This is a genomic window from Limimaricola variabilis (genome assembly GCF_014195545.1).
Lineage (GTDB): Bacteria > Pseudomonadota > Alphaproteobacteria > Rhodobacterales > Rhodobacteraceae > Limimaricola > Limimaricola variabilis.
On the sequence record NZ_JACIBX010000001.1, the window covers coordinates 496,278 to 520,054 of the forward strand.

General features: G+C 67.4%; 23 protein-coding genes. 8 read left to right on the forward strand and 15 right to left on the reverse strand.

Annotated elements, in window-relative coordinates; genetic code table 11:
* Window positions 1–483 precede the first annotated feature (483 nt).
* On the forward strand, window positions 484–1,089 hold the full coding sequence (locus tag FHS00_RS02380; RefSeq protein ID WP_183469491.1) for a hypothetical protein: 606 nt from the start codon (window positions 484–486) through the stop codon (window positions 1,087–1,089).
* Between the two features lie 77 nt (window positions 1,090–1,166).
* Here the strand turns inward: FHS00_RS02380 and FHS00_RS02385 are convergent, their stop codons facing one another.
* The 3 genes from FHS00_RS02385 to FHS00_RS02395 all read right to left on the reverse strand — a co-directional run bounded on the left by FHS00_RS02385 (window position 1,167) and on the right by FHS00_RS02395 (window position 3,864).
* On the reverse strand, window positions 1,167–2,060 hold the full coding sequence (locus FHS00_RS02385) for a LysR substrate-binding domain-containing protein (protein ID WP_183469493.1): 894 nt from the start codon (window positions 2,058–2,060) through the stop codon (window positions 1,167–1,169).
* A 342-nt stretch (window positions 2,061–2,402) separates the two neighbouring features.
* Window positions 2,403–3,116 carry an NAD(P)-dependent oxidoreductase gene (locus tag FHS00_RS02390; protein WP_183469495.1) on the reverse strand — a complete coding sequence of 238 codons (714 nt, stop codon included), beginning with the start codon at window positions 3,114–3,116 and terminating at the stop codon, window positions 2,403–2,405.
* A 25-nt stretch (window positions 3,117–3,141) separates the two neighbouring features.
* Window positions 3,142–3,864 (reverse strand): DUF4386 domain-containing protein, encoded by a 723-nt coding sequence (locus FHS00_RS02395; protein WP_183469497.1) that lies wholly within the window; start codon window positions 3,862–3,864, stop codon window positions 3,142–3,144.
* A gap of 103 nt (window positions 3,865–3,967) precedes the next feature.
* Here FHS00_RS02395 and FHS00_RS02400 point away from each other — a divergent pair, with 103 nt between their 5' ends.
* Window positions 3,968–4,876: a LysR family transcriptional regulator gene (locus FHS00_RS02400; protein WP_183469499.1), complete on the forward strand. Its 909-nt coding sequence runs from the start codon at window positions 3,968–3,970 to the stop codon at window positions 4,874–4,876.
* Window positions 4,877–4,935: 59 nt separating this feature from the next.
* Here FHS00_RS02400 and FHS00_RS02405 read toward each other — a convergent pair whose 3' ends face one another.
* From FHS00_RS02405 to FHS00_RS02415, 3 genes are all read right to left on the reverse strand, one after another.
* The gene (locus FHS00_RS02405; RefSeq protein ID WP_183469501.1) at window positions 4,936–5,547 is read right to left on the reverse strand and encodes a ferric reductase-like transmembrane domain-containing protein; all 612 of its coding nucleotides are present in this window, start codon (window positions 5,545–5,547) and stop codon (window positions 4,936–4,938) included.
* Between the two features lie 5 nt (window positions 5,548–5,552).
* Window positions 5,553–6,050, reverse strand: coding sequence for a peptidase associated/transthyretin-like domain-containing protein (locus tag FHS00_RS02410; protein WP_183469502.1), 498 nt, complete (start codon window positions 6,048–6,050; stop codon window positions 5,553–5,555).
* A 203-nt stretch (window positions 6,051–6,253) separates the two neighbouring features.
* The gene (locus tag FHS00_RS02415) at window positions 6,254–7,183 is read right to left on the reverse strand and encodes a DUF808 domain-containing protein (protein WP_183469504.1); all 930 of its coding nucleotides are present in this window, start codon (window positions 7,181–7,183) and stop codon (window positions 6,254–6,256) included.
* 180 nt (window positions 7,184–7,363) lie between these two features.
* Between FHS00_RS02415 and FHS00_RS02420 the strand changes: the two genes are divergently transcribed.
* Complete coding sequence (locus FHS00_RS02420; protein WP_246390926.1) at window positions 7,364–8,077, forward strand: ribonuclease activity regulator RraA; 714 nt, start codon at window positions 7,364–7,366, stop codon at window positions 8,075–8,077.
* Entirely contained in the window at window positions 8,074–8,997 is a 924-nt protein-coding gene (locus tag FHS00_RS02425) for a dihydrodipicolinate synthase family protein (RefSeq protein WP_183469506.1), read from the forward strand. The genes FHS00_RS02420 and FHS00_RS02425 overlap by 4 nt, the downstream gene beginning before the upstream one ends.
* A gap of 12 nt (window positions 8,998–9,009) precedes the next feature.
* Here the strand turns inward: FHS00_RS02425 and FHS00_RS02430 are convergent, their stop codons facing one another.
* The 4 genes from FHS00_RS02430 to FHS00_RS02445 all read right to left on the reverse strand — a co-directional run bounded on the left by FHS00_RS02430 (window position 9,010) and on the right by FHS00_RS02445 (window position 12,170).
* On the reverse strand, window positions 9,010–9,756 hold the full coding sequence (locus FHS00_RS02430; protein ID WP_183469508.1) for an RlmE family RNA methyltransferase: 747 nt from the start codon (window positions 9,754–9,756) through the stop codon (window positions 9,010–9,012).
* Window positions 9,757–9,849: 93 nt separating this feature from the next.
* Complete coding sequence (locus FHS00_RS02435) at window positions 9,850–10,905, reverse strand: methyltetrahydrofolate cobalamin methyltransferase (protein ID WP_183469510.1); 1,056 nt, start codon at window positions 10,903–10,905, stop codon at window positions 9,850–9,852.
* A 36-nt stretch (window positions 10,906–10,941) separates the two neighbouring features.
* Window positions 10,942–11,850, reverse strand: a complete 909-nt coding sequence (locus FHS00_RS02440; protein ID WP_246390943.1) for a methylenetetrahydrofolate reductase — start codon at window positions 11,848–11,850, stop codon at window positions 10,942–10,944.
* Window positions 11,851–11,873: 23 nt separating this feature from the next.
* The gene (locus FHS00_RS02445) at window positions 11,874–12,170 is read right to left on the reverse strand and encodes a virulence factor (protein ID WP_183469513.1); all 297 of its coding nucleotides are present in this window, start codon (window positions 12,168–12,170) and stop codon (window positions 11,874–11,876) included.
* 249 nt (window positions 12,171–12,419) lie between these two features.
* Between FHS00_RS02445 and FHS00_RS02450 the strand changes: the two genes are divergently transcribed.
* Window positions 12,420–13,529, forward strand: coding sequence for a Ppx/GppA phosphatase family protein (locus tag FHS00_RS02450; RefSeq protein WP_183469515.1), 1,110 nt, complete (start codon window positions 12,420–12,422; stop codon window positions 13,527–13,529).
* An 18-nt stretch (window positions 13,530–13,547) separates the two neighbouring features.
* Here the strand turns inward: FHS00_RS02450 and FHS00_RS02455 are convergent, their stop codons facing one another.
* The 5 genes from FHS00_RS02455 to FHS00_RS02475 form a co-directional block, all read right to left on the reverse strand.
* Window positions 13,548–14,642 (reverse strand): ABC transporter ATP-binding protein, encoded by a 1,095-nt coding sequence (locus FHS00_RS02455; protein WP_183469517.1) that lies wholly within the window; start codon window positions 14,640–14,642, stop codon window positions 13,548–13,550.
* A gap of 22 nt (window positions 14,643–14,664) precedes the next feature.
* The gene (locus FHS00_RS02460; protein ID WP_246390945.1) at window positions 14,665–16,335 is read right to left on the reverse strand and encodes an alpha-amylase family glycosyl hydrolase; all 1,671 of its coding nucleotides are present in this window, start codon (window positions 16,333–16,335) and stop codon (window positions 14,665–14,667) included.
* Between the two features lie 13 nt (window positions 16,336–16,348).
* Complete coding sequence (locus FHS00_RS02465; protein WP_183469519.1) at window positions 16,349–17,500, reverse strand: carbohydrate ABC transporter permease; 1,152 nt, start codon at window positions 17,498–17,500, stop codon at window positions 16,349–16,351.
* Window positions 17,500–18,741, reverse strand: a complete 1,242-nt coding sequence (locus FHS00_RS02470; RefSeq protein WP_183469521.1) for a carbohydrate ABC transporter permease — start codon at window positions 18,739–18,741, stop codon at window positions 17,500–17,502. The genes FHS00_RS02465 and FHS00_RS02470 overlap by 1 nt, the downstream gene beginning before the upstream one ends.
* A gap of 76 nt (window positions 18,742–18,817) precedes the next feature.
* Window positions 18,818–20,164 carry an ABC transporter substrate-binding protein gene (locus FHS00_RS02475; RefSeq protein ID WP_183469523.1) on the reverse strand — a complete coding sequence of 449 codons (1,347 nt, stop codon included), beginning with the start codon at window positions 20,162–20,164 and terminating at the stop codon, window positions 18,818–18,820.
* A 254-nt stretch (window positions 20,165–20,418) separates the two neighbouring features.
* On the opposite strand from FHS00_RS02475, the gene FHS00_RS02480 reads away from it, so the two are divergent.
* The 3 genes from FHS00_RS02480 to FHS00_RS02490 are packed head-to-tail and all read left to right on the forward strand — an operon-like array spanning window position 20,419 to window position 23,771.
* Window positions 20,419–21,444 carry a substrate-binding domain-containing protein gene (locus FHS00_RS02480; RefSeq protein WP_183469525.1) on the forward strand — a complete coding sequence of 342 codons (1,026 nt, stop codon included), beginning with the start codon at window positions 20,419–20,421 and terminating at the stop codon, window positions 21,442–21,444.
* A gap of 10 nt (window positions 21,445–21,454) precedes the next feature.
* Window positions 21,455–22,771, forward strand: coding sequence for a GH1 family beta-glucosidase (locus tag FHS00_RS02485; protein WP_183469527.1), 1,317 nt, complete (start codon window positions 21,455–21,457; stop codon window positions 22,769–22,771).
* Between the two features lie 16 nt (window positions 22,772–22,787).
* Window positions 22,788–23,771 carry a glucokinase gene (locus FHS00_RS02490; protein WP_183469529.1) on the forward strand — a complete coding sequence of 328 codons (984 nt, stop codon included), beginning with the start codon at window positions 22,788–22,790 and terminating at the stop codon, window positions 23,769–23,771.
* Window positions 23,772–23,777 lie beyond the last annotated feature (6 nt).

Sequence of the window (23,777 nt, forward strand, 5' to 3'; positions counted from 1 at the left end):
CAGATGGTACGTACCACCAAACCATCGACTTCATACATCTCCCGTGCCTCGGGCGGCCGCACCAGATCCCTGGACCTGCCTCAGGCGGGTGCAGGGGCAAACCGGAGAGACGCGCCGGACATCCCGCAGGATACACCCTGTCAGGCGCCCTGCAGGCCCGACCCGTCCTCCGTCGCTGTCGGTCGTGCCGTGCCACGTCCCCGCCAGGGGTCGGAGTCCGACCTGGCCGACCGACTGCGCCGCGTCCAGCAGCGCCAGCAGGCACGCTTCGCCGCGTTGCCCTCATCGATGAAGGAGGATTTTCACATACTCATGTGGCACCAGCACCGGCTCCGCGCCAACCAGGCCGCGCATGATGCAGCCCTTGCCCGCCTGAAGCGCTCTGCTGCGCCACAATCCTGACGACCGCCTGTCAACTGCCTACCGCCTTCGGCGGACCAAGGCCTGTCCCGCCTTGGTCCGCCTTTTTTTCGAGAACCATCCATGACCATCGCGCCCCGTAGCCTGCTAAGAACCATCGTTCCCCAAATCACCTGGGCCCAGAGCCTTCTCGGCAAGGTCCGCGCCTTCAAGGAGCCGGAACATGCCGGCGCTTTGGATGCGCAACTCCAATCGCCGACCCACGAGCTTCTCGCCACCCTGCGCTCCGGCCATTCCATCTCGGCAGGCCTGCGGCGGATCGGAGGGCAGCACCTGCCCTATTACCGCGTCTGGGTGGACACCTCAGCGCCAATCACGCGCTTTCGAATACTCGAAGCCAATCCGGCCCTGCTGAGATGGGTCGGGCAGAGCGACACCGGCTTCGATGTCCTGCAACTCCCTCTTTCGGGATTTCAATATCACTGGCGCAGCGACCTCGCCCGGGTGCAGGAGGGGAAGGTCGCGCTGGTCAGCCAGACCCATCTTGTCAGAAGCGGTGTCGATCTGGAGGTCGACCATGTCGCCTCCCCCATGTCCCGCCGCGAGCAGGGTCCGGTGATCGAAGGCTGCCTGGTCCTGCCCTCGGCCGACGGGGCCGACATGATACCCCCGGTCTGGGAGAAGGTCCTGATCGCCCGGCGGCTGACGCCCTGCCGGTTGCTGTCCTAGATTTCGCCGGGCCGTCCGGCGCCGAGACGTGACCCTGCGGGATTGCAGCTTCGCGCACGCTGGGAGGCGGGCCGTCGCTACTTTCCGGCCTCGGCAATGATCCAGTCCCGAAACGCCGCGACCTCTGGCCGCTGCGCCGCGACGCGATCGAGCACGAGGTGATGGTGGAGATCCGAAACCGTGATCTCCTCGACCGGCCGAACGAGCCGTCCGGCTGTGAGATCATCGGCGACAAGAGAGGATCGTACGAGAGCAAAGCCCTGCCCCGCGCGGCAGGCATCCATCATCTCCGCAAAGGAGTCGAACTCCCCACCGGTCGGATCCGCGAGATGCTGCCTGATCCAAGGCTCGCCGGCGGCGGGTTCGCCAAAGATCTGGACCAACCAACGCTCCCAATCGAGAACCGTGTGACGCCCGCCCCTGTAGCGTAGCAAGGGGGCGGCTCCGAAGGCCTTTGTCGCGGGGAGCCGGTCCGCGAGCGCGGGGGCGCAGACCGCGAACTCCTCCTCGAGCCCCAGACGCCGGCTGTCGAGGTCCGGGCTCCCGCCGCCGAGCCAGATGGCGATATCCGCTTCTCCGGCACGCAGATCCGCGCGCCGGTAATCCATCGTCAGGCTGACGCCGATTCCGGGATGGGCCTTGAGGAACCGCTCGAGCCGCGGCGCCAGCCACTGCGTGCCGAATTCGGGCGTGCTTTGGACCACGAGCCGCCCGGTCATCCCCGCCCGGCGCGCCGTGGCAAAGCCATCGCGCAGGAGCGCCAGACCGCCCTCGACCGAGGGCAGCAGCGCCTGACCGAGCGGCGTAAGCGAAGCACCTGAGCGGCTTCGGACCAGGACCGGCTGCCCGACGAAGGCCTCGAGCTGCGCGATCTGGTGACTGACGGCGGTCTGCGTCAGGCCCAGCGCCTCGGCCGCCCGGGTGAAATTCCGCAGCTCCGCCACCGCCGCAAAGACGCGGAGGCAGGTCATCGAAGGAAGCGCCGTGGATTCGAGCATCATGAGCAGTATTGATGGATACCATGTCGTCTATCCGTTTCACTCAAGCGCAGGGCATATCGATGATCAAGCCGAAGAATGGATCATCAGAGGAATACTTCCATGTTCGGGATCATGTTTCGTATCATTCGACACAACAGGCGCAGCCCTTCCTGCAACGCGCATCTGCGGCGCGACATCGGCCTGCCTGAGGATCTGCATGAGGATTTCGAATGGAGATACCCTCTTTTGCTCAGATGAATGGCGGCGGTGACGTCATCGGGGTCGGATCGCGCGACAGACCCGAATGCGATGGCAAGGACGCAATGACCGGACTCACTGCCTAGCCTGAACGGCCCCCGTTACCTGTGGCGCGTTGGCACGGACCGATGCGCCGTTCCGCCCGGTGATCGCGGGCGCCTCGCGAATGAGCGCCGGATCGGTCAGCGCTGCCACCATGAACAGCGCGAAATCGGTGCGCCGGGTCAGGTTGCTCGCGAGGATCGGGTCGCCCACATGGCGGGCCCAGACCGGCAGGCCTTCGCTCTCGCCCTCCTCCAGATCGGAGCCGCGCACCACGGTCCAGTCGCGGCTCGACGCGAAGACGAGATCCGTCGCGCGGACCTGGTCGTCGAGATCGACGAGCCGCAGCGCCCTCAGTATCGGGCCACCGATCGCGACGATGGCGCGGATCTTCCAGCCGTAGCGATCCCTGCCGTCGCGGCTGATGTGCCAGCCGCAGGAGAAGACCAGCCGCGCCGCGGGCGGGGCGAGGTCGAGCACGGCGCGCGCGGTGCCCGAGGCGTAGTCCTGCACCCCCCAGGGCGCGAGGACCACCAGCACGCCGTCGCAGCCTTCGGTGGCCTTGGCGATCACCGCCCGATCGTCGGTGCGGCCGGGATGGATGGTGATGCGGCCCGCGAACCGGTCGAGCTTGCCGACGCTTTCGGGGCGGCAGACGCCGTTCACCTCGTATCCGCGAGCGAGCGCGTGTTCGACCATGTATTGCCCGAGCTTGCCCGAAATGCCGACGATGCAGATGCGCTTCATGAGAGGTCTCCTTGAGGTGTGGGGATCAAACCGCGACAGCGTGCCGTCGCGGCGCCCGCGGCCCATAGGTCAGAAGCCACAGCGCGAAGCCGAGCTCGGCCAGCGTCACCACGATCAGCAGCGCGACCTTCACGGCCGCCAGCACCGTCGCTTCGGGAAAGGCGAACATCTGCACGCTGTCGAGGAGATAGCCCGTGCCACCCACGATCAGTCCCGCGCCGATGATCCGCGGATAGAGGCCAGAGCGCGCCACCAGCGTGCCCAGCAGGATCAGGTGGAGGCAGAAGAAGAGCTGCCAGATCCAGACACCCGCGTCATGGACGTGGCGCATCAGCCCTGCCAGTTCGATGCGCTGGGCCGCGTCGAAGCTCTGGAGCGGCACCGTCCCGTCAGCCAGCGCCAGCGACGCCGCGTGAAAGAACAGCATGGCCGCCATCACCGCGACCATCATCAGCCGCGCATAGGCCGCCGCGAGCGACAGCGTCGCGTTCACCGGGCGGAACATGTGGTAGAGCATGGCCGTGACCAGCACCTCGGCGGTCATCATCACCACGTCGCCAAGCAGGCCCGCGTGAAGCAGGCCGCGTCGGTCCGCGATGTTGGCGAAGGTCGCGGCCGGGTCGCCCGCGACGTTCAACGCCCCCGGCACGTAGAGGATCGAGAAGCCGCCGGCGACGGCGATGACGAGATAGAGCGCCCCGGTCACACGGGCATAGGCGCGGGACGAAGGGTCCTGAAAGGGATGCATGAGCGGCCTCCTGTCAGTCGAGAGCTGCGGAATGGCCCTGTTCTACGCCCCACCACTCATGCAGAGAATTGACCGGTATTGCCGAGCTGATATGCAGGAATGCATGGATTGGCGCAGCGTCACCTTCGACTGGAACCGGGCTCGGGCCTTTCTGGTGACGGCTGAGGAAGGCTCGCTCTCCGCCGCCGCCCGCGCCCTGAAACTGGCGCAGCCGACGCTGGGCCGCCAGGTCGAGGCGCTCGAGGCGGAGCTTGGCGTGGTGCTGTTCGAACGCTCCGGCCGAGGGCTGCGCCTCTCCCCCGCCGGGCACGAGCTTCTTGAGCATGTCCGGCTCATGGGCGAAGGCGCCCGCGCACTGTCGCTGGCGGCCTGGGGCCAGACCGAGGCGCTGGAGGGCGAGGTGGCGATCTCGGCCTCCGACGCCTATGCCAGCTACCTGCTGCCACCGATACTCGAACGCCTGCATGCCACCGAGCCGCGCATCCGGATCGAGGTCGTCGTCTCCAACGACCTCTCCGACCTGTCGCGGCGCGAGGCCGACATCGCGGTGCGCAACGTCCGGCCGACCGAGCCCGACCTGATTGCGCGCAAGGTCCGCGATGCCATGGCCCGGCTCTACGCGGCCCCCGGATATCTCGACCGCATCGGGCGGCCGCAGACAAAGGCGAGTTTCTCGCGGGCCGAGTTCATCGAGATCGACGCGAAGGGCAGCCTCATGAACCTGCTCAACGCGCATGGCTTTGCCCTCGAGACGGCCAACTTCCCCTATCGCTGTCGCAACTTCACCGTGATGTGGGAGATGGTGCGCCGGGGAATGGGGATCGGCATCCTCGACGATCGCATCGGCGACGCCGACCCGGCGGTCGAACGTGCCGTGCCGGATTTCGAGCCGATCGCCTTTCCGGTCTGGCTCGTCGCACATCGGGACATCGCGCGATCCCGCCGGTTGCGGGTGGTCTTCGATGCGCTGGCGGAAGGGCTGGGGACGACGACAGGCGGAGGTAGCGGCTAGCCTGTTCGTGTTCGGGCCGCCGCAGGTATTCCCACGCCCTCCTCGCCAAGGATTGGCTTTCAGCGCCACGACCGCGCCAGCAAGGCCCATGTCCGCAGGTCGAGCAGCACCTTGACCGTCACCGCCAGGATCAAGGCACAGAGCACCACCTTGGAAACCGTCCCCATCGTCCCCTCGATCAGCAGCGCATGCACGACGCTGCCCAGGACCACCACCATCACCAGTGCCGTGTGACCGAGCCTCCAGACCCTTGGTCGAAGGCGTAGCCGTCGGCGCAGGGCGGCCAGGGAAGCGGCAGCGAAGACCGTCCACATGGCGATGACGCCCCAGGCGGAGAACGGCGTCGGCGACACGAAGAGCAAGGCGTCGATCACGTCCGGCGGGCTGGTCAGCCAGAGCCCGGCGACATGGAGCGCGACTGCCGTCACCAGCGCCGCGCCGACCCAGCGATGCAGGCGTCGACCGCGCGGCCTCGGCAGGCCGGGCAGATATCCTCCGACCAGCAGCGGCTGAAAGAGAACGAGGGTCATGGCGACGACGCCCGCAAGGCCGGCAGCGATATAGACCGGGCTGCGCCAGGCCAGCAGCGGGCTGTGGGCCGCGATGGCGACTGGCACGATGACGGCCACCGCGAGAGCGCCCCAGATCAGGACCGCACGCGTCGAAGCCAAGGGGCTCAGGCCGGTTGGAGCACGAAATCCGCGCTGAGGCTCGTGTCGCGCGAACTCGGCATCACCGGGCGCAGGAACACGGTCTCGAACGCCGCGTCATCATAGGCGAGGTGACCATGCGGCTGACCGAAGGCGGGCACGATCTGTGGCATTTCGAGCCGGAACCGGCCTTGGGCATCGGTGAGCGTGGCACCGTGGCTGTGCGGGTCGCGCTCGTGTCCCTCGGTCGTGTGGGCCCAGATCTGTATGCGCACCCCCTGCAGCGGCGCGCCATCGCCAGCCCGCCGGACGCTGCCGGTCATCCAGAAGCCGCCGCCGCCGATGCGCTCGACGATAGGCGCGCCGGGCAGATAGTTGTTGGCGCCGCCGCGCATGCTGGGCGTTGGCGCAAGGCCCTGCGCCCGCGCCGGGACGAGCAGCCCGGATGCCGCTGTGGCGAGCGTGGCGACAGCCGCCGCACCAGTGGCGAGAAAGGCGCGGCGTGTTGCATGTTCTCGGGTCATCTCGGCTCCTCCTGATCGCCCGGCGAACAGATGCGGTGGATCGCCCGTGCCGTGCGCATCACGGCCGGCCGCGACGCCCGCATGCCAAGACTACCAAATCACCGGTGAAGATGGACGCGCGATGATGCGCGCCCCACGTCTTCGTGAAGCCGAGGCGCGCCGCTTCGGGTAAGTGTTCTCTCTTCCCTGAGCCTCTTCGTACCTCAGTGCGCCTTCGCGCCGAAGGGCATCACGCTCTTCAACGCGACCAGCACGCCGCCGACGATTAGCCCGACCACGCCCATCAGCGTCGCCCCGGCAAGCCAGCCCAGCGCGCCGGAGAGGATCGGCGCGTTCGCGGCCACGATCTCGCGCGCCACCTCGACCGCGTGCTCGGGCCCGGAGATGTAATAGGTCTCGAGCCCGTGGATCAGGATGCCGCCGCTGACCCATAGCATCGCCGCGGTGCCGACCACCGAGAGCAGCTTGAGCACCCAAGGCATGCCCTTGACCAGCCCCCGGCCGATGGCCGGCAGGATGCCCGAGGGGCCGCGCGCGGCCAGCGCGGCGCCGACATCGTCGGCCTTCACGATGATGGCCACCGCGCCATAGACCGCGAAGGTGATGAAGATGCCGACCAGCCCGAGCACGATCGCCTGGGTCACGAAGGGCAGGCCTGTGACTGTCGACAGCGTCAGTGCCATGATCTCGGCCGAGAGGATGAAATCGGTGCGGATCGCGCCGCGCACGGTCGTGTCCTCGTCCAGCGCCTTCTTCTCGGCCTCGGCATGGGAATGGCCAAGCAGCACCTCGGCCACCTTCTCCGCCCCCTCATAGGCCAGATACAGCCCGCCCAGCATCAGCAGCGGCGTGATCGCCCACGGTGCCAGGAAGCTCAGCGCCAGCGCCGCGGGCAGCAGGATCAGGATCTTGTTGCGGAGCGAACCGACGGCGATCTTGCGCACGATCGGCAGTTCGCGCTCAGCGACGAAGCCAAGCACGTATTTGGGCGTCACCGCGGCGTCGTCGATCACCACCCCGGCCGATTTCGTCCCCGCCTTGAGCGTCGCGGCGGCGACATCGTCGAGCGAGGCCGCGGCGGTCCGGGCGATCAGGGCGACGTCGTCGAGAAGTGCAAAAAGTCCTGAACTCATGGGCCTGCCATCTTGTGAATTGCATCTGCTCCTTCGGAGCCTAACCGGACCCAACCGCCCAGCGACAGATCGGGTCGGTCCGTTGGCGCATTTTTTCGATCGGCGATCATGGCTTGGCAGTCCCGGCGTTTCCGCCCAGTCTGCGCCGCATGAGCGGCCCCACGGGGCCGAGGAGCGAGGATGACGATGACCCTTGAGACCGACCCGATCGCCGCGCTGCGCGGCGTCACCACCGCCACGCTGACCACGGTCCTGCTGAAGAAGGGGCTGCGCAACGTCTGGATCCGCGGCGCCATGCCAATGCCCGAGGGCGAGACCCGGATCGTCGGTCCCGCCTTCACCTTCCGCTTCGTGCCCGCGCGCGAGGATCTGGCGACGCCGGCGTCCTGGAGCAGCCCGATCTCGACCCGCGCCGCGATCGAGGAGATGCCCGAAGGCGCCATCGCGGTGATCGACGCAATGGGAATCACCGATGCCGGCGTCTTCGGCGACATTCTCTGCGCGCGGATGGTCAAGCGCGGCGCGGCCGGGCTGGTCACCGACGGGGTGATCCGCGACCGGGCCGGCGTGGCCGCGACCGGCCTGCCGATCTGGGCACGCGGCGCCGCCGCGCCCCCATCTGTGGCTGGGCTGACCTTCACCGGCTGGCAGGAGACGATCGGCTGCGGAGGGGTCTGCGTGGTGCCGGGCGACATGATCGTGGCCGATGCCGACGGCGCGGTGGTGATCCCGGCCGCCCTTGTCGATGAGGTGACGCGCGAGGCCATCGAGCAGGAGCGGATGGAGGGCTGGATCGTCGAGGAGGTGGAGCGCGGCGAGAAGCTGCCCGGCCTCTACCCGATGAACGAGTCGACCCGCGCCCGCTACGCCGCCTGGAAGGAGGGCGGCGAATGATCTCCGCCGAGACGCGCGGCGTCTTCGCCATCGCGCCGACGCCGTTCCTGCCGGACGGCGCGCTCGACATGGCCTCGCTCGGCCGGATGACCGAGCGCTATGTCGGCTGCGGCGTCGACGGGCTGACCATCCTCGGAATCATGGGCGAAGCGCATAAGCTCGAGCCGGAGGAGAGCCTGTCGGTCGTGCGCGAGGTGATCGCGCATGCGGGCGGTCTGCCGGTGGTGGTGGGCATCTCGGCGCCGGGCTTTGCGGCGATGCGCAGGCTGTCGGCGGCCGCGATGGAGATGGGGGCCGCCGGGGTCATGATGACCCCGCCCCCTTCCATGCGCACCGACGACCAGATCGCCGGCTGGTTCGCGCAGGCGGTGGCGCAGATCGGGTCCGATGTGCCCTTCGTGCTGCAGGATCATCCCACCGCCACCGGTGTCGTAATGTCGAACGCGGTGATCCGCAGGGTGGTGGCGGAGAACCCCTCCTGCGTCATGCTCAAGCACGAGGACTGGCCCGGCCTCGATAAGATCTCGGCGATCCGGAACTGGCAGGAGCGCGGCGAGATGCGCGCCCTGTCGATCCTGTGCGGCAACGGCGCGCTGTTTCTGGACATGGAAATGCGGCGCGGCGCGGATGGCGCGATGACCGGCTATGCCTTTGCGGAGATGCTGCGCCGGGTGGTCGATCTCGCCGCGCAGGACCGCGACGCGGCACAGGACCTGTTCGACGCGCATCTGCCGCTGCTGCGCTACGAGCACCAGCCGGGCATCGGGCTCGCGGTACGCAAGCACATACTGGCGCAGCGCGGCTTCATCGCCCATCCCGATCTGCGCGCGCCGGGCGCGGCGCTGAACCCGGCCGCCCGGGCCGAGGTGGATTATCTGCTGGCGCGCCTCAAGGCCCGGGATCGCGGCTGCGGCCTCTAGCCCTCGTCGTCCTCAGGTCTCGTCGTCGCGGCCCTTGTAGCCGGTCGCGATGACGAATTTCTCCGAGCTGTCGGAGCGCGAGGCCGGCGGCTTGACGTTCTGCACCTTGTCGAACTTGCGCTTGAGCAACTGTTGGAGGCTGCCTTCGGCGCCGCCCGCCAGCACCTTGGCGACGAAGGTGCCGCCCGGCTCCAGCACGTCGAAGGCGAAATGGGCGGCCGCCTCGCACAGCGCGATGATCCGCAGGTGGTCGGTCTGCTTGTGACCCGAGGCCGAGGCGGCCATGTCCGACATCACCACGTCGGCGCCGCCGCCAAGCCATTCCTTGACCTGGAGATCGGCGTCGTCTTCCATGAAATCGAGCTGATGGATCTCGGCGCCGGCGATGGGCTCCACCTCCTGCAGGTCGACGCCGAGCACGCTGCCCACCGCCTTGCCCGATTTCGCGCCGAGCGCGTTGACTCGTGCCACCGCGACCTGACACCAGCCGCCCGGTGCGCAGCCGAGATCGACCACCCGTGCCCCCGGCACGAGGAAGCGGAACTTGTCGTCGAGTTCGATGATCTTGTAGGCGGCGCGGCCGCGATAGCCCTCGGCCTTGGCGCGTTTGACATAGGGGTCGTTGAGCTGCCGCTCAAGCCAGAGCTTGGAGCTCATCTTACGGCCGCGCGCGGTCTTGACCTTGATGGTCAGGTCGCGCTGCCCGCGCCCCGAGGTGTTGCCAGTGCCCGCGCCGGGCTTTTTCGGTGTCTTTGCCATGCCGGGCTCTCCTGATCAGAGACCCCGACTATGCCAAGCGGGGGTGACGGGGCAAGCCCTGCCCCGTCACCCTTCCACATTTGCGCCGCCCGATCAGGCCCGCCGACGCCGACGCCCGCCATCGCGACCGCCGCGCCCCTCGCCCGGCACGCCGGGCGGACGGTTGAAACGGATCCATTCGGCGCCCGAGGGATCGTTGTTGGTCAGGAAGTTGGCGGCGCGGATCGCGCTCATCTCTCCCCCCGGTCGCGCCTCGCGGCTGCCGATGCCCATCAACTGGCAGAAGGTCTCGTCATCCATCTCCTCGGGGATGACGATGCCCGCCGCCTCCAGCTCCGCCCGCTTCTCGGCGATCTTCGAAAGCGGCGTCGGCAGCGCGCAGGGGTTCATGATCGCGCTCGTCATGCCCGAGGCCATCGCCATCGGCAGGAAGGCGTTGTTGATGCCGTGTCGGTTGGGCAGACCGAAGGAGATGTTCGAGGCGCCGCAGGTAGTGTTGACGCCCAGCTCGTCGCGCAGGCGGCGCACGAGGGCGAAGACCTGCAGACCGGCGGTCGCCATGGCGCCGATCGGCATCACCAGCGGGTCGACCACGATGTCATGCGCTGGGATGCCGAAATCGGCGGCGCGCTCGACGATCTTCTTGGCGACCGCGAACCGCACGTCGGGATCCTCGGAGATGCCTGTGTCGTCGTTGGAGATCGCCACCACCGGCACGTTGTATTTCTTGACCAGCGGCAGAACCAGTTCCAGCCGCTCCTCTTCGCCGGTCACGGAGTTCAGCAAGGGACGCCCCTGCGCCGCCGCGAGACCGGCTTCGAGCGCCGCCGGGACCGAGCTGTCGATGCACAGCGGCACGTCGACCAGCCCCTGCACCAGCTCGATCATCTTGGTCATGAGCGGCGGCTCGGTCTCGTTCGGGTTGGGGTTGGAGTTGTAGACCACCCCCGCATTGACATCGAGCATGGTGGCGCCGCAGGCGACCTGCGCGATGGCGTCCTTCTCGACGGTCGAGAAGTCGCCCGCCTCGAGCTCGGCGGCGAGCTTCTTGCGCCCGGTGGGGTTGATGCGCTCGCCGATCACGCAGAACGGCTGGTCGAAGCCGATGATCGCGGTTTTCGTCTTCGATTCAACGATCGTGCGGGTCATTCTTTGTCCTTGTCATTGGCCAACGGCCTTGAAGTCTCACAGCGCGGCGCTGTGCCGGGCGGGGTGACGCGCGGCGAGCCAGTCGGCGCTGGCCTGGATGCCGCCCAGCGGGAAGAGATGTGCCTGCTCGATGCCCAGCTCCGGCTCGGCCAGCACCGCCTTCTCCAGCGCGTCGGCGATCTCGTCGGGCGCATAGGGCATGAGCAGGTGGCTCACGTCCATGGCTCGCTTCTGCAACACTTTGAGCGACGGGCCAACCCCGCAGGCCATGGCGTATTTGATCAGCGTCTGCAGCTTGGCCGGACCGGCGAGGCCGACATGCACCGGCAGATCGATACCCGCCGTGCGGATCGCGCGGGCCCAGCCGATCACCGGGGCGGCGTCGAAGACGAACTGGGTGACCAGCGCCATCCGCGCATCGGTCCGGTTCGAGAAATCCTGCTTCCAGCGCAGCGCGTCGCGCACCAGAGCGTCGCCGCCATCGGGGTCGATGTCGAGGTTGCCCTCCGGATGGCCTGCGACGTGCAGCCGGGTGAAGCCCGCGCGATCGAAGGCGCCGGTCTCCAGCAGCTGCATCGAGGAATGGAAGGCGCCGCGCGGGGCCGCGATGCCGCCCGCCAGAACCAGCGCTTGGGTCACGCCCGCCTCGCCCTGGTAGCGGGCAATCCAGTCGCCGAGCTGGGCCTCGCTCTCGATGCTGCGGGCCGGGAAATGCGGCATGACCGCGAAGCCCTCGCCGGCGATGCGCGCCGCCGTCGCCACCATCTCCTCGATCGGCGTGCCGTCGATATGGGCGATGTAGACCCGGGTCCCCGCCGGCAGCAGCGCCGCGAAGCTGGCGACCTTGGCGGCGGTGCGCGGCATCACCTCGATCGAGGCGCGGGCGGTCAGGTCGCCCCCCATCGAGGGGGCGGGCTTCGCGCGGCGGAAGCTCAGCAGGGACATCAGCACCTCCTTGAGGGCACGGTTCATTCGCGCCCGTTGTTGTCGATCAGCGCCTTCAGGCGCGCCGTGTCGTATTCCGCCTCGATCCGTTCCACCGCCTGGCGGGCGGCCTCCTCGGCCTCGCCGTCGATCTCGCCCCACGGCGCCTTGCGCCATTCGGCGAGATAATCGTCGGTTCCGGCCGCGCCCGACTTCATCGCCGCGCGGTCGATCGCCTGCTCGAACCGCTCCGCGAGCGGAAGCTTGGCGGCGCGCCGGCCCTTGCCGACCAGCACCTGCGCGGGCATGTCGCGCCACAGAACGAGCGTGATCTCGGGCATCGCGGATCCTTTCCTCACCATCGCTGATATCGCGTCGCTTCTGCCCGGCGGGGTCGGATTTCGACAGTTTGACCACGGGCTGCGACGCGGGCCCTTTCTCGCAGCCGGCCCGCGGAAGCTCCAGTACCGCGAATCGTAGAAATCCCCATGATTGTGATGAACGCCGCTGCGTTCCGGCCCGTCGCGGCGCTTGCGCGACGCGGGCGCATTCCCTACCCTCGGCTTAACTCGATATTGGAGGGCGTGTTGATGGCGCCCAAGCGTCCCGACGGTGCGGGCGCGTTCCCGAAAGCGGTGAGATCCCCCGCGCCAAGACCGGATCAGGCGACGCTTTATGCCGCGCTTGATCTGGGAACAAACAGCTGTCGCATGCTGATTGCCCAACCCAAGGGCAGCCAGTTTCACGTGGTCGATAGCTTCTCGAAGACGGTCCAGCTGGGCCATGGGCTCGAGCAATCGGGCCGGCTGTCGCGTGCCTCGATGAACCGCACGCTCGGCGCGATTCGCATCTGCCGGCAGAAGCTGTCCAAGCACGGCGTCACCCGGATGCGGCTGGTCGCGACCGAGGCCTGCCGTCGGGCCCGCAACGGACGGGCCTTTCTTGCGCAGGTGCAGCGGGAAACCGGGCTCAGGCTCGACGTGATCCGGCCCGAAGAGGAGGCGCGGCTCGCGGTGATCTCCTGCGCGCCGCTGGTCTCGACCCGGACCGAGCAGCTGCTGGTGGTCGATATCGGTGGCGGCTCGACCGAGTTGGTCTGGATCGATCTGAGCCATGTGCCGCGGCGCGAGCGCCCCAAGGCGATCATGCGGCTGCATTCGGGCTTCCAGCAGGATCCCGGCCCCTTCGCCGCGGCCAAGGTGGTGGACTGGATCTCGGTGCCGCTCGGCGTGGCGACGCTGCGCGACCAGTTCCAGGACGTCGAGGACGACGCGGCGCGCTTTGCCTTGATGAGCTGGTTCTTCGAGGAGAACCTGTCGGGCTTTGCCCCGTCGGCCTCCGAGCAGGTGCGCGAAGGCTTCCAGATCATCGGCACCTCGGGCACGGTGACCACCGTCGCGGCAAGCCATCTCGGCCTGCGGCGCTACGACCGCAACAAGGTCGACGGGCTGCGGATGAGCTCTGACCAGATCGACGCGGTGATCCGCGACTACCTTGCCATGGGGCCAGAAGGCCGGCGTGCCGATCCGCGCATCGGTCGCGACCGGCAGGCGTTGATCATGTCGGGCTCGGCGATCCTGCAGGCGCTGATGCGGCTGTGGCCCACCGACCGGCTGTCGGTCGCGGATCGGGGCCTGCGCGAGGGGCTTCTCTACGCCCAGATGAGCGCCGACGGCGTATTGGAGGACGGGCCCTACTGAGGGCCCGCCCTGCCCCGCTCAGCGGTAGTAGAGCGATTTCCCGTCGCGGAAGACCTGCACCTTTTCGGGGGCAACGGTCATGTGCACGTGACGGCCGCGCAGGTCGCCATGAATGCCGGGCAGCTTGGCGATCACCGGGTCGGCCCTGCCGGCCTTCTGGAAGTAGAGGATCGTCACCTCGCCGAGCGACTCGGTGAAATCCACCTTGCCCTCGAAGATGTAGTCGCCGCCGGCCTCGACCTCGGTCATGTCCTCGGGCCGCACGCCGACATTGACCGACGCTCCCATGTCGGCCTCGGTCGAGGGCGCGTTCGACACAGCCACGCCGCCGCCGTCGAGCTTCACGGTGGTCTGCGCGCCGGTGCCAGTGACCTTGCCCGGCAGCAGGTTCATCGCCGGGCTGCCGATGAACTGCGCCACGAACTCGTTCTCGGGCCGCTCATAGAGCTCGAGCGGCGTGCCGACCTGGGCGATGCCCTTGTTGGCCAGCACCACGATCCGGGTCGCCAGCGTCATCGCCTCGACCTGATCGTGGGTGACGTAGATCATCGTCGAGTCGGGCATCGACTCCTTGAGCTGGGCGATCTCGATCCGTGTAGCCACGCGCAGCGCCGCGTCGAGGTTCGAGAGCGGCTCGTCGAAGAGATAGACCTTGGGGTCGCGCACGATCGACCGGCCGATGGCGACCCGCTGCCGCTGCCCGCCCGAGAGCGCCTTGGGCAGGCGGTCGAGATAGGGCTCGAGTTGGAGGATGCGGGCGGCGTTGGCGATCGCGGCGTCGATCTCCTCCTTCGACTTCTTCGCGAGCTTCAGCGCGAAGGCCATGTTGTCGCGCACCGTCATGTGCGGATAGAGCGCGTAGGACTGGAACACCATGGCAATGCCGCGCTGCGCGGGCGGCACGTCGTTGACGACCTGACCATCGATCTCGAGCGTGCCGCCCGAGATTTCCTCGAGGCCGGCGATCATCCGCAGGAGCGTGGACTTGCCGCAGCCCGAGGGCCCGACGAAGACCACCAGTTCCCCCTTGCCGATCTCTAGGTCGATGTTCTTCAGGACCTCGACCGACCCGCCATAGGTCTTGGCCACGTCCTTCAGCTTCAGTTCCGCCATGGGGTTCCTCCCTGCTCCGTCCTCAGTCCGCCGGTCGCCGGAGCGCCAGGCAGCATTGCCATGGGCCGAGATGGATCAGCCCGTTCTCGGCCTTTGTCACCGTGCCCAGATCGGTGCCGATCGGGGCCCAGGCGCCTTGGGGCAGCGGCACTTCGGCCGGTTCTTCCCCGAGATTGAAGGCGCAAAAGATGGTCTCGTTCTCGTCATGGCGCACGAAATGCACCACGTCGCCGCGCGAATGCACGCCGTCATCCTCACCGGTGGCAAGCACCGGGTGGTCGTGGCGCAGCGCGATGGCGCGACGGTAGTGATGCAGCATCGCCTTCGGATCGGCCTCCTGCTCTGCCACGGCACGCGGCAGATGCGCGGGCGAGACCGGCAGCCAAGGCTTGCCCTCGGTGAAGCCGCCATTGGGGGCGCTGCCGTCCCAGGCGATCGGCGTGCGGCAGCCGTCGCGGCCCTTGTATTCGGGCCAGAACTCGATGCCGTAGGGGTCCTGCAGATCCTCGAAGGCGACTTCGGCCTCGGGCAGGCCCAGCTCCTCGCCCTGGTAGAGGCAGACCGAGCCACGCAGGCACATCAGCATGGTGGTGTAGACGCGCGCGGCCGCGTCCGACAGCTTCCAGCGGGTCGGGTGCCGTTCCACGTCGTGGTTGGAATAGGACCAGCAGGGCCAGGCGCCGGGCGCGGCGTGGCTCAGCCGATAGAAGGTGTCGGCAGCGGCAGCAGCGGTGAGACGCGGCGGCTGTAGCATCTCGAACGGGTAGCACATCTGCACCTTGTCGCCGCCCGAGGTGTACTCGGCCATGATCTCGAGACCGCGCTGGGCGTCGCCCACCTCGCCCACGGCCGCGGCGCCATAGGGCTCCAGCTCGGCGCGGAAGCGCTTGAGGAAGTCGAGGTTCTCGGACTGGTTCTTGGAGTAGAGATGCTCCTGCCAGTTATAGGGGTTCACGCCGGGCGCGATGGAATCGTTGCGCCGCTCGGGCGGCAGCGCCGGGTTGTCGCGCAGCTGCTTGTCCGCGAAGTAGAAGTTGATCGTGTCGAGGCGGAAGCCGTCGACGCCGCGCTTGAGCCAGAACCGCTCCACATCGAGCAGCGCCTCCTGGACGTCCGCGTTGTGGAAGTTCAGGTCCGGCTGGCTGGTCAGGAAGTTGTGCAGGTAATACTGCATCCGCCGCCCGTCCCATTGCCATGCCGAGCCGCCGAAGATCGACAGCCAGTTGTTGGGCGGCGTGCCGTCCGGCTTGGCGTCGGCCCAGACATACCAGTCGGCCTTGGGGTTGTCGCGGCTCGACCGGCTCTCGACGAACCAGGGATGCGCCTCGGCGGTGTGCGACAGCACGAGGTCGATCATCACCCGGATGTTCAGGGAATGCGCCGTCTCGATCACTGCGTCGAAGTCGGCCAGCGTTCCGAACATCGGGTCGACGTCGCAGTAATCCGAGACGTCGTAGCCGAAATCCTTCATCGGCGAGGTGAAGAAGGGCGAGATCCAGATCGCGTCGACCCCCAGCGAGGCGATATGCGGCAGCCGCTTCACGATGCCCTTGAGATCGCCGATCCCGTCCCCGTCCGTGTCCTGATAGCTGCGCGGGTAGATCTGATAGATCACCGCGCCGCGCCACCAGTTGGGATCCTTCGGCATGCGGGTACGGGCGGCCGGGGCCGGGACGGAATCGGGGGTGTTCATCGGAAGGCAGTCCTCATTTCACAGAGCCCGCGAGCAGGCCGCGCACGAGGTATTTCTGCATCGCGAAAAACACAACCAACGGAACCGCGATAGAGACGAAAGCCGCCGTCGCGAGGATCTCCCAGTTGCCGCCGCGCGTGCCCAGAAGCTCGATGATCTGTTTGGTCATCACCGTCGTCTCGCCCGAGCTGTCGATCAGGAACACGATCGCCACCAGCAGGTCGTTCCAGGTCCACAGGAACTGGAAGATCGCGAAGGAGGCGAGCGCCGGGAAGGAGAGCGGCAGGATGATCTTGGTGAAGATCTGGAAGTCGGTGGCGCCGTCGACCTTGGCGTTCTCGATGATGTCGCGCGGCAGGCCGACCATGTAGTTGCGCAGGATGTAGATCGCCAATGGCAGGCCAAAGCCGGTATGGGCGAGCCAGACGCCGAGATACCCCTTGCCGATGCCGATCTCGTTGTGAAGCTTGAGCAGCGGTATCAGCGCGAGTTGCAGCGGCACCACCAGCAGGCCGACGATCGCCGCGATCAGCAGCGCCCGACCGGGGAAATCCATCCAGGCCAGGGCATAGGCCGCGAAGGCCGCCACCAGGATCGGGATGATCGTGGCCGGGATCGACACGGTCAGCGTGTTGAAGAAGGCCTTGGCCATGCCGTCGATGTTGTTCGGGTTGAACAGCATGTTCTCGTAGTTCTCGAGCGTGAACTCCGGCGCGACCTCGGCGGTGACGAAGATCCGCTGGCCGCGGCCCGACATCTCCTCCTGGGAGGTGTAGACGTAATCGCCATTGCTTTCGACGGTGACGATCTCGCCGTCGCCCATATCGACCGTCTCGCCCGGCGCGTAGGCGCCCACGGCGCGCGAGGACGTGCCGAAGGCCGAGATCTCCAGCGGCTCGCGGCCCTCATGGGCGAAGAGGTTGCCCGACACCGTGTAGAGCCCGTCGAGCAGTTCGGCCTCGTCGCCGGCCGCGGTGCGCAGCGTCAGGTTCTGCTCGGTCGGCAGCATCGAGCGCCACCAGCCGGAGGAGGCGATCTGATCGCCGGTGCGGAAGGACGAGATCAGCAGGCCGAGGGTGGGGAACACCCACAGCGCCACCAGCGCCAGAACCGCGATGTTGACGGCCCAGGTGAGCGCGGATTTCTTGCCGGCGATGTTGTCCATCAGCGCATCTCCTTGCGGGCGTTGTAGACGTTCCAGATCAGGATCGGCGTCACCATCAGCATGATGACCATCGCCCCCGCTGAGCCCACGCCCCAGTCGTTGGCGCGGAACAGCTTGTCATACATGTAGTTGGCGAGCACCTGCGTCTCCCACTGGCCGTTGGTCATCGCGAAGACGATGTCGAAGACCTTGAGAACGATGATGGTGATGGTGGTCCAGACCACGACGATGGTGCCGACGATCTGCGGCATCTTGATCTTGAAGAAGATCTGCCAGGGATTGGCGCCGTCGACGATGGCGGCTTCGACCGTCTCCTCGGGGATGCCCCTGAGCGCCGCCGAGAGCAGCACCATGGCAAAGCCGGTCTGGATCCAGATCAGCACGATCATCAGGAAGAAGTTGTTCCAGAAGGGAATAGTGAGCCAGGTCTGCGGCTGGCCATAGGGGAAGTCGGTGGTGAAGACGTCGAAGATCTGGCGCAGCATCAGGTACACGACCAGCGCCATCAGCACGGCGCCGAGCACGCGCAGCGCGCCGAAGACCAGACCGGGGGCGCGACCTTCGCGGCCCAGCACCGGCTTCATCAGCGACCAGCCCAGCGCAGCCGCACCGGCGGCCAGCGCGAGCAGCAGCAGCGACGGCACCAGCCGCAGCCAGACGAAGGAGCCGACACCGCCGTCGAAGCCGAGCCAGACGGCGTTGAGGATGCCGATCTGCTCCTGGCCCACGGGGCGGGTGTCGTAGATCAGCTTGAAGATCACCGCCGCGCCGACGAAGGAAATCGCCATCGGCATGAAGATCAGCGACTTGGCGATGGCGCCCCAGCGGATGCGGTCGGTGAGCTGTGCGGCCAGCAGGCCGAAGGCGGTCGAGGCGGCCGGCACCACGATCAGCCACAACAGGTTGTTGCGGAAGCCCTCCCAGAATTTCGGCTCGCGCAGCATCTGCTCGTAATTGGCGAGGCCCACGAATTCATAGCCGCCGCCGCGGACCCGCTCGGTCAGCGACAGGCGCAGGGTCTCGAAGACCGGATAGGCGAGGTAGAGGCCCAGCGCGAGGAGCGCGGGCAGAAGGAACAGCCAGGGGCGGATCATGTTGGCGCGGTTGATGTTCCGCCCGGCATCATTGCCGCGCGGCGGGAACAGCACCTTGTCCAGCAAAATATTGGAAAAATAGAAATAGGCGACGCAGCCGCCAACGCCGATCACGATGGTCAACAAACCCTGTAGTGCCGGATTCATCGCGCCCTCCCCGAGCCCTGATGCAAAGAGGCGGCCGCGACGCGAGTCACGGCCGCCATGCCTTATCGTTACACGCTTACTTCAGCGCGTCCCAAGAATCCTGGATCTCGGAGGCCACGCTCTCGGCGCTCTCGCCACCGACATAGTCGACCATGCCGGTCCAGAACGAGCCGGCGCCGACGCCGCCGGGCATCAGGTCCGAGCCGTCGAAGCGGAAGGTGGTCGCCTCGAGCAGGATGTCGTTCATCTTCTTGAGCGTCGGGTCGCCGAACACGTCGGTGTTGACGGTGGTCAGCGGAGTCAGGAAGCCGGTCTGGGCCATCCAGATCTCGTGGGCGATCGGGGTCTGCAGCCACTGGATGAAGACCTCGGCCGCCTCGGAGGCCTCGGTGATGCCGAACATCGTGCCGGCGCCGAGCACCGGCTGACCGAGATCCTTCTCCTCATAGGCAGGGAAGTAGAAGAAGTCGGCATCCACGCCCACCTCGGTGCCTTCGGGGAAGAAGGTCGGGATGAACGAGGCCTGGCGATGCATGTAGCACTGCGGCGGGCTGTCGAAGAGACCCTTGGGGCTGTCGCGGAAGTCGGTGGAGGCCACTGCCGCCTTGCCGCCGGCGACGTAGTCGTCGGAGACGAACCAGCCGAACTCCTCGATCGCGCCGACCACCGCCGGATCGTTGAAGGGGATCTCGTTGGTGACCCACTTGTCATAGGTCTCGGGCGACTGGGTGCGGAGCATCATGTCCTCGACCCAATCGGTCGCCGGCCAGCCGGTGGCGCCGCCCGAGCCCAGGCCGATGCACCAGGGCGTCTCGCCGTCCTCGACCATCTGCTCGGTGAGCGCCTTGAGCTCCTCCATGCTCTGCGGCACTTCGTAGCCCGCATCCTCGAAGTTCTCGGGCACGTACCACACGAGGCTCTTCACGTCGGCCTTGTAGAAGAAGCCGTAGAGGTTCTCCCCGCCCTCGGGGCCTTCGAAGGTCGCGAGATCGACCCAGGACTGGCCCGCGGCGTAGTTCTCGGCGACCCAGTCGCCGGTGCCCTCGGGCATCGGCTCAAGATAGCCCAGCGCCGCGAGATCGCGGGCGAGGCCCGGCTGCGGGAAGACGGCGATGTTGGGAGCGGAGCCCGCCTCGGTGTCGATGCGGATCTGGGTCTCGAAGCCATCCGAACCGGTATACTGCACGTCCGCGCCGGTCGCTTCCTCGAAATAGGCCAGCATCGACTCGAACAGCGCTTGGTCACCGCTCAGCCAGGGGCCGAAGACGGTCAGGGTCTGGCCCGACAGGTCATGGCTCTCGGCGAACTGGTTGAAGCTGTCCCAGTTGAAATCGCCTTCGCCGACGGGGAACTTCAGCTCCTGCGCCGAGGCGGCGGAGGCAAGCGCGAGGCCCGCGACGCCTGCGAGGAAAATGGACTTCATGTGTTACCCTCCCGTAACCGCGACCCTGCCGGCCGCCATTGAAACTGCCCACGCCCGAGCCAGACGGCCAAAGCGCTTTGGACACGCCCAACCTGTCGGAGCCTCCGCTCCCTGTCAATGACCGTTTCCAGCCGTAGCTGGAGGGATAATGCAGCGTTAGCGGCGGCCTCCGATCAAAAAGCGCGCTTTGACGGGTATCGCTGCGCTGCATAAGCTGTCATCCATTGCAAAAGCGCTTTGGAAGGAGGGCGGCGGTGAATCTGAAGGAGCTTTCCGCCTTGCTCGGGCTGAGCCAGACCACGGTGAGCCGGGCGCTCAACGGCTACACCGATGTCAGTGAAGCGACCCGCGCCCGCGTTCAGGCCGCGGCCAAGCTGCACGACTACCGCCCCAACACCCGCGCGCAGGCGCTGGCCACCGGGCGCAGCCGGGTAATCGGGCACGTGATTCCCAAAATCTCTACCCATGCGATGGTGAACCCGATCTTCGCCGACTTCATCACCGGCGCGGGCGAGACCTATTCCCAGCATGGCTACGAGATGCTGATCTCGGTGGTCGACGTCGACGAGGAGGAGAAGGCCTACCGCGCGATGAAGCGGCGCGGCCTGGTCGACGGGTTGATCGTCAGCGCGCCGCGCCGCAACGATCCGCGGATCGAACTGCTCGACGGGATCGGCCTGCCCTATGCCGTGCATGGCCGCGCCACCGGCACCACGCGGCCCTATACTTGGCTCGACGTCAACAACCGCCGGGCCTTCGCCCGCGCGACCGCCTTCCTGCTCGATCTCGGGCACCGACGGATCGGGCTGATCAACGGGCTGGAGGTGATGGATTTCGCGCATCGCCGCCGGCAGGGCTACGAGGAGGCGCTGCGCGCGCGCGGCCTCGCGCCCGACCCGGAACTGATGCGGCAGGACGAGATGACCGAAGGCTATGGCTGGCGCGCGGCGCGCGACATGCTCGCCCTGCCCGACCCGCCGACCGCCTTTCTCGTCTCCTCCGTGGTCTGCATGCTGGGCGTGCGCCGGGCCGTCGACGAGGCCGGGCTGGTGCTCGGCCGCGACGTCTCGGCCGTCACCCATGACGACCAGCTCTCCTATCTGCGCGATGACGGGCCGGTGCCGGCCTTTACCGCCACCCGCTCCTCGGTGCGCGAGGCTGGACAGCGGCTGGCGCGGATGGTCATAGACCGCATAGACAACCCCGAGGCCCCCCATCGGCAGGATCTGCTCGAGGCCGACCTGATCATCGGCCGCTCCACGGGACCGGCCCCAAGTTGAGGCGAGCGACATGAATTTCACCCGTGCGGATTTTCCCGAAGGTTTCCTGTTCGGGGCGGCCACGGCCGCCTACCAGATCGAGGGACACGGCTTCGGCGGCGCCGGCCCGACCCACTGGGACAGCTTTTCCAAGGGTCCGGGCAACGTGGTGCGCGGCGAAGACGGGGCCGTGGCCTGCGACCACTACCACCGCTACGAGGCCGATCTGGACCTGCTGCAAGCGGGGGGCTTCGACGCCTATCGGTTCTCGACCTCCTGGGCCCGGGTGATGCCGGATGGTCGGACGGTTAACCCCGAGGGGCTCGACTTCTACGACCGGCTGGTCGACGCGACGCTGGAGCGCGGGCTGAAACCCTTCCAAACGCTCTATCATTGGGAACTGCCCTCGGCGCTCGCCGATCGCGGCGGATGGGCCAATCGCGACACCGCGCTGGCCTTCGCCGATTTCAGCGAGGTGATCAGCGCCCGGATCGGCGATCGCGTCGCCTCGACCGCCACGATCAACGAGCCTTGGTGCGTGGCCTGGCTGTCGCATTACCTCGGCCATCATGCGCCGGGCCTGCGCGACATTCGCGCCGCCGCGCGGGCGATGCACCATATCCTGCTGGCGCATGGCCTCGCGGTGGAACGGCTGCGCGGCATGGGACGTAAAGAGCTGGGCATCGTGCTCAATTTCGAGCGCGCCCTGCCCGCCTCCGAGAAAGCCGCGGATGTCCGCGCCGCCGATCTGCAGGACCAGATCTACAACCGCTGGTTCCTCGAGGCGATCGCCCATGGGCGCTACCCCGAAGGCGCGCTCGAAGGCCTCGCGCCGCATATGCCCCAAGGCTGGCAGGACGACATGCGGCTGATTGCACAGCCGATCGACTGGCTTGGCGTGAATTACTACACCCGGTCGCTGATCGCCGCCGCGCCCGAGACACCGTGGCCGTCGCTGACCGCCGTCGAAGGGCCGCTGCCCAAGACCCAGATGGGGTGGGAGATCTACCCAGAGGGGCTGCATCATTTCCTGCTGCGGGCGCGGGACGCGCTGGGCCTGCCCGTCCACGTCACCGAGAACGGCATGGCATGGGCCGACCAGGTCGAGGATGGCGGGGTCGCCGATGCCGAGCGGCAGGGCTTCGTCGCCGATCACCTCGCCGCGGCCCGTCGTGCCATCGCCGATGGCGTCGACCTGCGCAGCTTCTTCTACTGGTCGCTTCTGGACAATTACGAATGGGCCTTCGGCTACGAAAAGCGCTTCGGCCTCGTCCATGTCGATTTCGAAACACTGGAGCGGACCCCCAAGGCGTCGTATCACGCCCTGAAATCCGCCATCACCCGCTGATCCCCGAGGAGCCACCATGCACCCCGACAACGCCTATTCCCTGGTCGCCGATATCGGTGGCACCAACACCCGCGTGGCGCTGGCGCGCGGGCTGGAGATCCGTGAAGACACGATCCGGCGCTATTCGAACGCCGAGTATCCCGGCCTCGAATCCGTGCTGCGCCGCTTCATCGCCGAGGAAGGCGAGGTCGACTGCATCGGCGCATGCGTTGCCGTGGCGGGACCGGTTCGCGACGGCCGGGCGACGATGACCAATCTCGACTGGACCATCGACAAAACGACGCTGGTCCGCGCCACCGGGGCCGAGCACGTCGCCATCCTCAACGACCTGCAGGCTCAGGGCCACGCGCTGGGCCATGTGGCCGCGGCCAACATCCGTGAGATCATCCCCTTCCCGGAGGCGTCCCCCCACGCCGCCAAGCTGGTGATCGGCGTCGGCACCGGCTTCAACGCGACGCCGGTCTTCGACACCGAGGACGGGCGTTACGTGACGCCGTCGGAATCGGGTCACGTGAACCTGCCGGTCAACAGCGAGGTCGATCTGCGGCTGGCACAGTTCGTCTCGACCGCGCATGGCTTTCCGGCGGTCGAGGACGTGTTGTCGGGCCGTGGTCTGGAACGGGTCTATGCCTGGCTCGGAACCGAGGCGGGCGCACCGGCCGAGAAATCGGCGGCTGCGATCATGCAAGGCTGCGCGGATCGCAGCGATCCACGCGCCGTCGAGGCCGCGCGCGTCTTCGTGCGGATGCTGGGCGTCACGGCCGGAAACCTCGCCTTGATCCAGCTGCCCTTCGGCGGCGTCTATCTGGTCGGCGGCGTCTCGCGTGCCATCGCGCCCTATCTGCGCGAATTCGGCTTCGCAGAGGCGTTCCGCGACAAGGGGCGCTTCGCAGGCTTCATGGGCAATTTCGGCGTGGCGGTGATCGAGGACGATTATGCCGCCCTGATTGGCTGTGCGGCCCACCTGAACGGATTGATCCTGCCCGGTACGGCGAGCTGAGCCGCC

What these genes read in the sequence shown, in the direction of transcription:
- FHS00_RS02380 (WP_183469491.1), top strand. Translation starts at nt 484, where the DNA reads ATGACCATCGCGCCCCGTAGCCTGCTAAGAACCATCGTTCCCCAAATC.
- FHS00_RS02385 (WP_183469493.1), bottom strand. Translation starts at nt 2,060, where the DNA reads ATGACCTGCCTCCGCGTCTTTGCGGCGGTGGCGGAGCTGCGGAATTTC.
- FHS00_RS02390 (WP_183469495.1), bottom strand. Translation starts at nt 3,116, where the DNA reads ATGAAGCGCATCTGCATCGTCGGCATTTCGGGCAAGCTCGGGCAATAC.
- FHS00_RS02395 (WP_183469497.1), bottom strand. Translation starts at nt 3,864, where the DNA reads ATGCATCCCTTTCAGGACCCTTCGTCCCGCGCCTATGCCCGTGTGACC.
- FHS00_RS02400 (WP_183469499.1), top strand. Translation starts at nt 3,968, where the DNA reads ATGGATTGGCGCAGCGTCACCTTCGACTGGAACCGGGCTCGGGCCTTT.
- FHS00_RS02410 (WP_183469502.1), bottom strand. Translation starts at nt 6,050, where the DNA reads ATGACCCGAGAACATGCAACACGCCGCGCCTTTCTCGCCACTGGTGCG.
- FHS00_RS02415 (WP_183469504.1), bottom strand. Translation starts at nt 7,183, where the DNA reads ATGAGTTCAGGACTTTTTGCACTTCTCGACGACGTCGCCCTGATCGCC.
- FHS00_RS02420 (WP_246390926.1), top strand. Translation starts at nt 7,364, where the DNA reads ATGACGATGACCCTTGAGACCGACCCGATCGCCGCGCTGCGCGGCGTC.
- FHS00_RS02425 (WP_183469506.1), top strand. Translation starts at nt 8,074, where the DNA reads ATGATCTCCGCCGAGACGCGCGGCGTCTTCGCCATCGCGCCGACGCCG.
- FHS00_RS02430 (WP_183469508.1), bottom strand. Translation starts at nt 9,756, where the DNA reads ATGGCAAAGACACCGAAAAAGCCCGGCGCGGGCACTGGCAACACCTCG.
- FHS00_RS02435 (WP_183469510.1), bottom strand. Translation starts at nt 10,905, where the DNA reads ATGACCCGCACGATCGTTGAATCGAAGACGAAAACCGCGATCATCGGC.
- FHS00_RS02440 (WP_246390943.1), bottom strand. Translation starts at nt 11,850, where the DNA reads ATGTCCCTGCTGAGCTTCCGCCGCGCGAAGCCCGCCCCCTCGATGGGG.
- FHS00_RS02445 (WP_183469513.1), bottom strand. Translation starts at nt 12,170, where the DNA reads ATGCCCGAGATCACGCTCGTTCTGTGGCGCGACATGCCCGCGCAGGTG.
- FHS00_RS02450 (WP_183469515.1), top strand. Translation starts at nt 12,420, where the DNA reads ATGGCGCCCAAGCGTCCCGACGGTGCGGGCGCGTTCCCGAAAGCGGTG.
- FHS00_RS02455 (WP_183469517.1), bottom strand. Translation starts at nt 14,642, where the DNA reads ATGGCGGAACTGAAGCTGAAGGACGTGGCCAAGACCTATGGCGGGTCG.
- FHS00_RS02460 (WP_246390945.1), bottom strand. Translation starts at nt 16,335, where the DNA reads ATGAACACCCCCGATTCCGTCCCGGCCCCGGCCGCCCGTACCCGCATG.
- FHS00_RS02465 (WP_183469519.1), bottom strand. Translation starts at nt 17,500, where the DNA reads ATGGACAACATCGCCGGCAAGAAATCCGCGCTCACCTGGGCCGTCAAC.
- FHS00_RS02470 (WP_183469521.1), bottom strand. Translation starts at nt 18,741, where the DNA reads ATGAATCCGGCACTACAGGGTTTGTTGACCATCGTGATCGGCGTTGGC.
- FHS00_RS02475 (WP_183469523.1), bottom strand. Translation starts at nt 20,164, where the DNA reads ATGAAGTCCATTTTCCTCGCAGGCGTCGCGGGCCTCGCGCTTGCCTCC.
- FHS00_RS02485 (WP_183469527.1), top strand. Translation starts at nt 21,455, where the DNA reads ATGAATTTCACCCGTGCGGATTTTCCCGAAGGTTTCCTGTTCGGGGCG.
- FHS00_RS02490 (WP_183469529.1), top strand. Translation starts at nt 22,788, where the DNA reads ATGCACCCCGACAACGCCTATTCCCTGGTCGCCGATATCGGTGGCACC.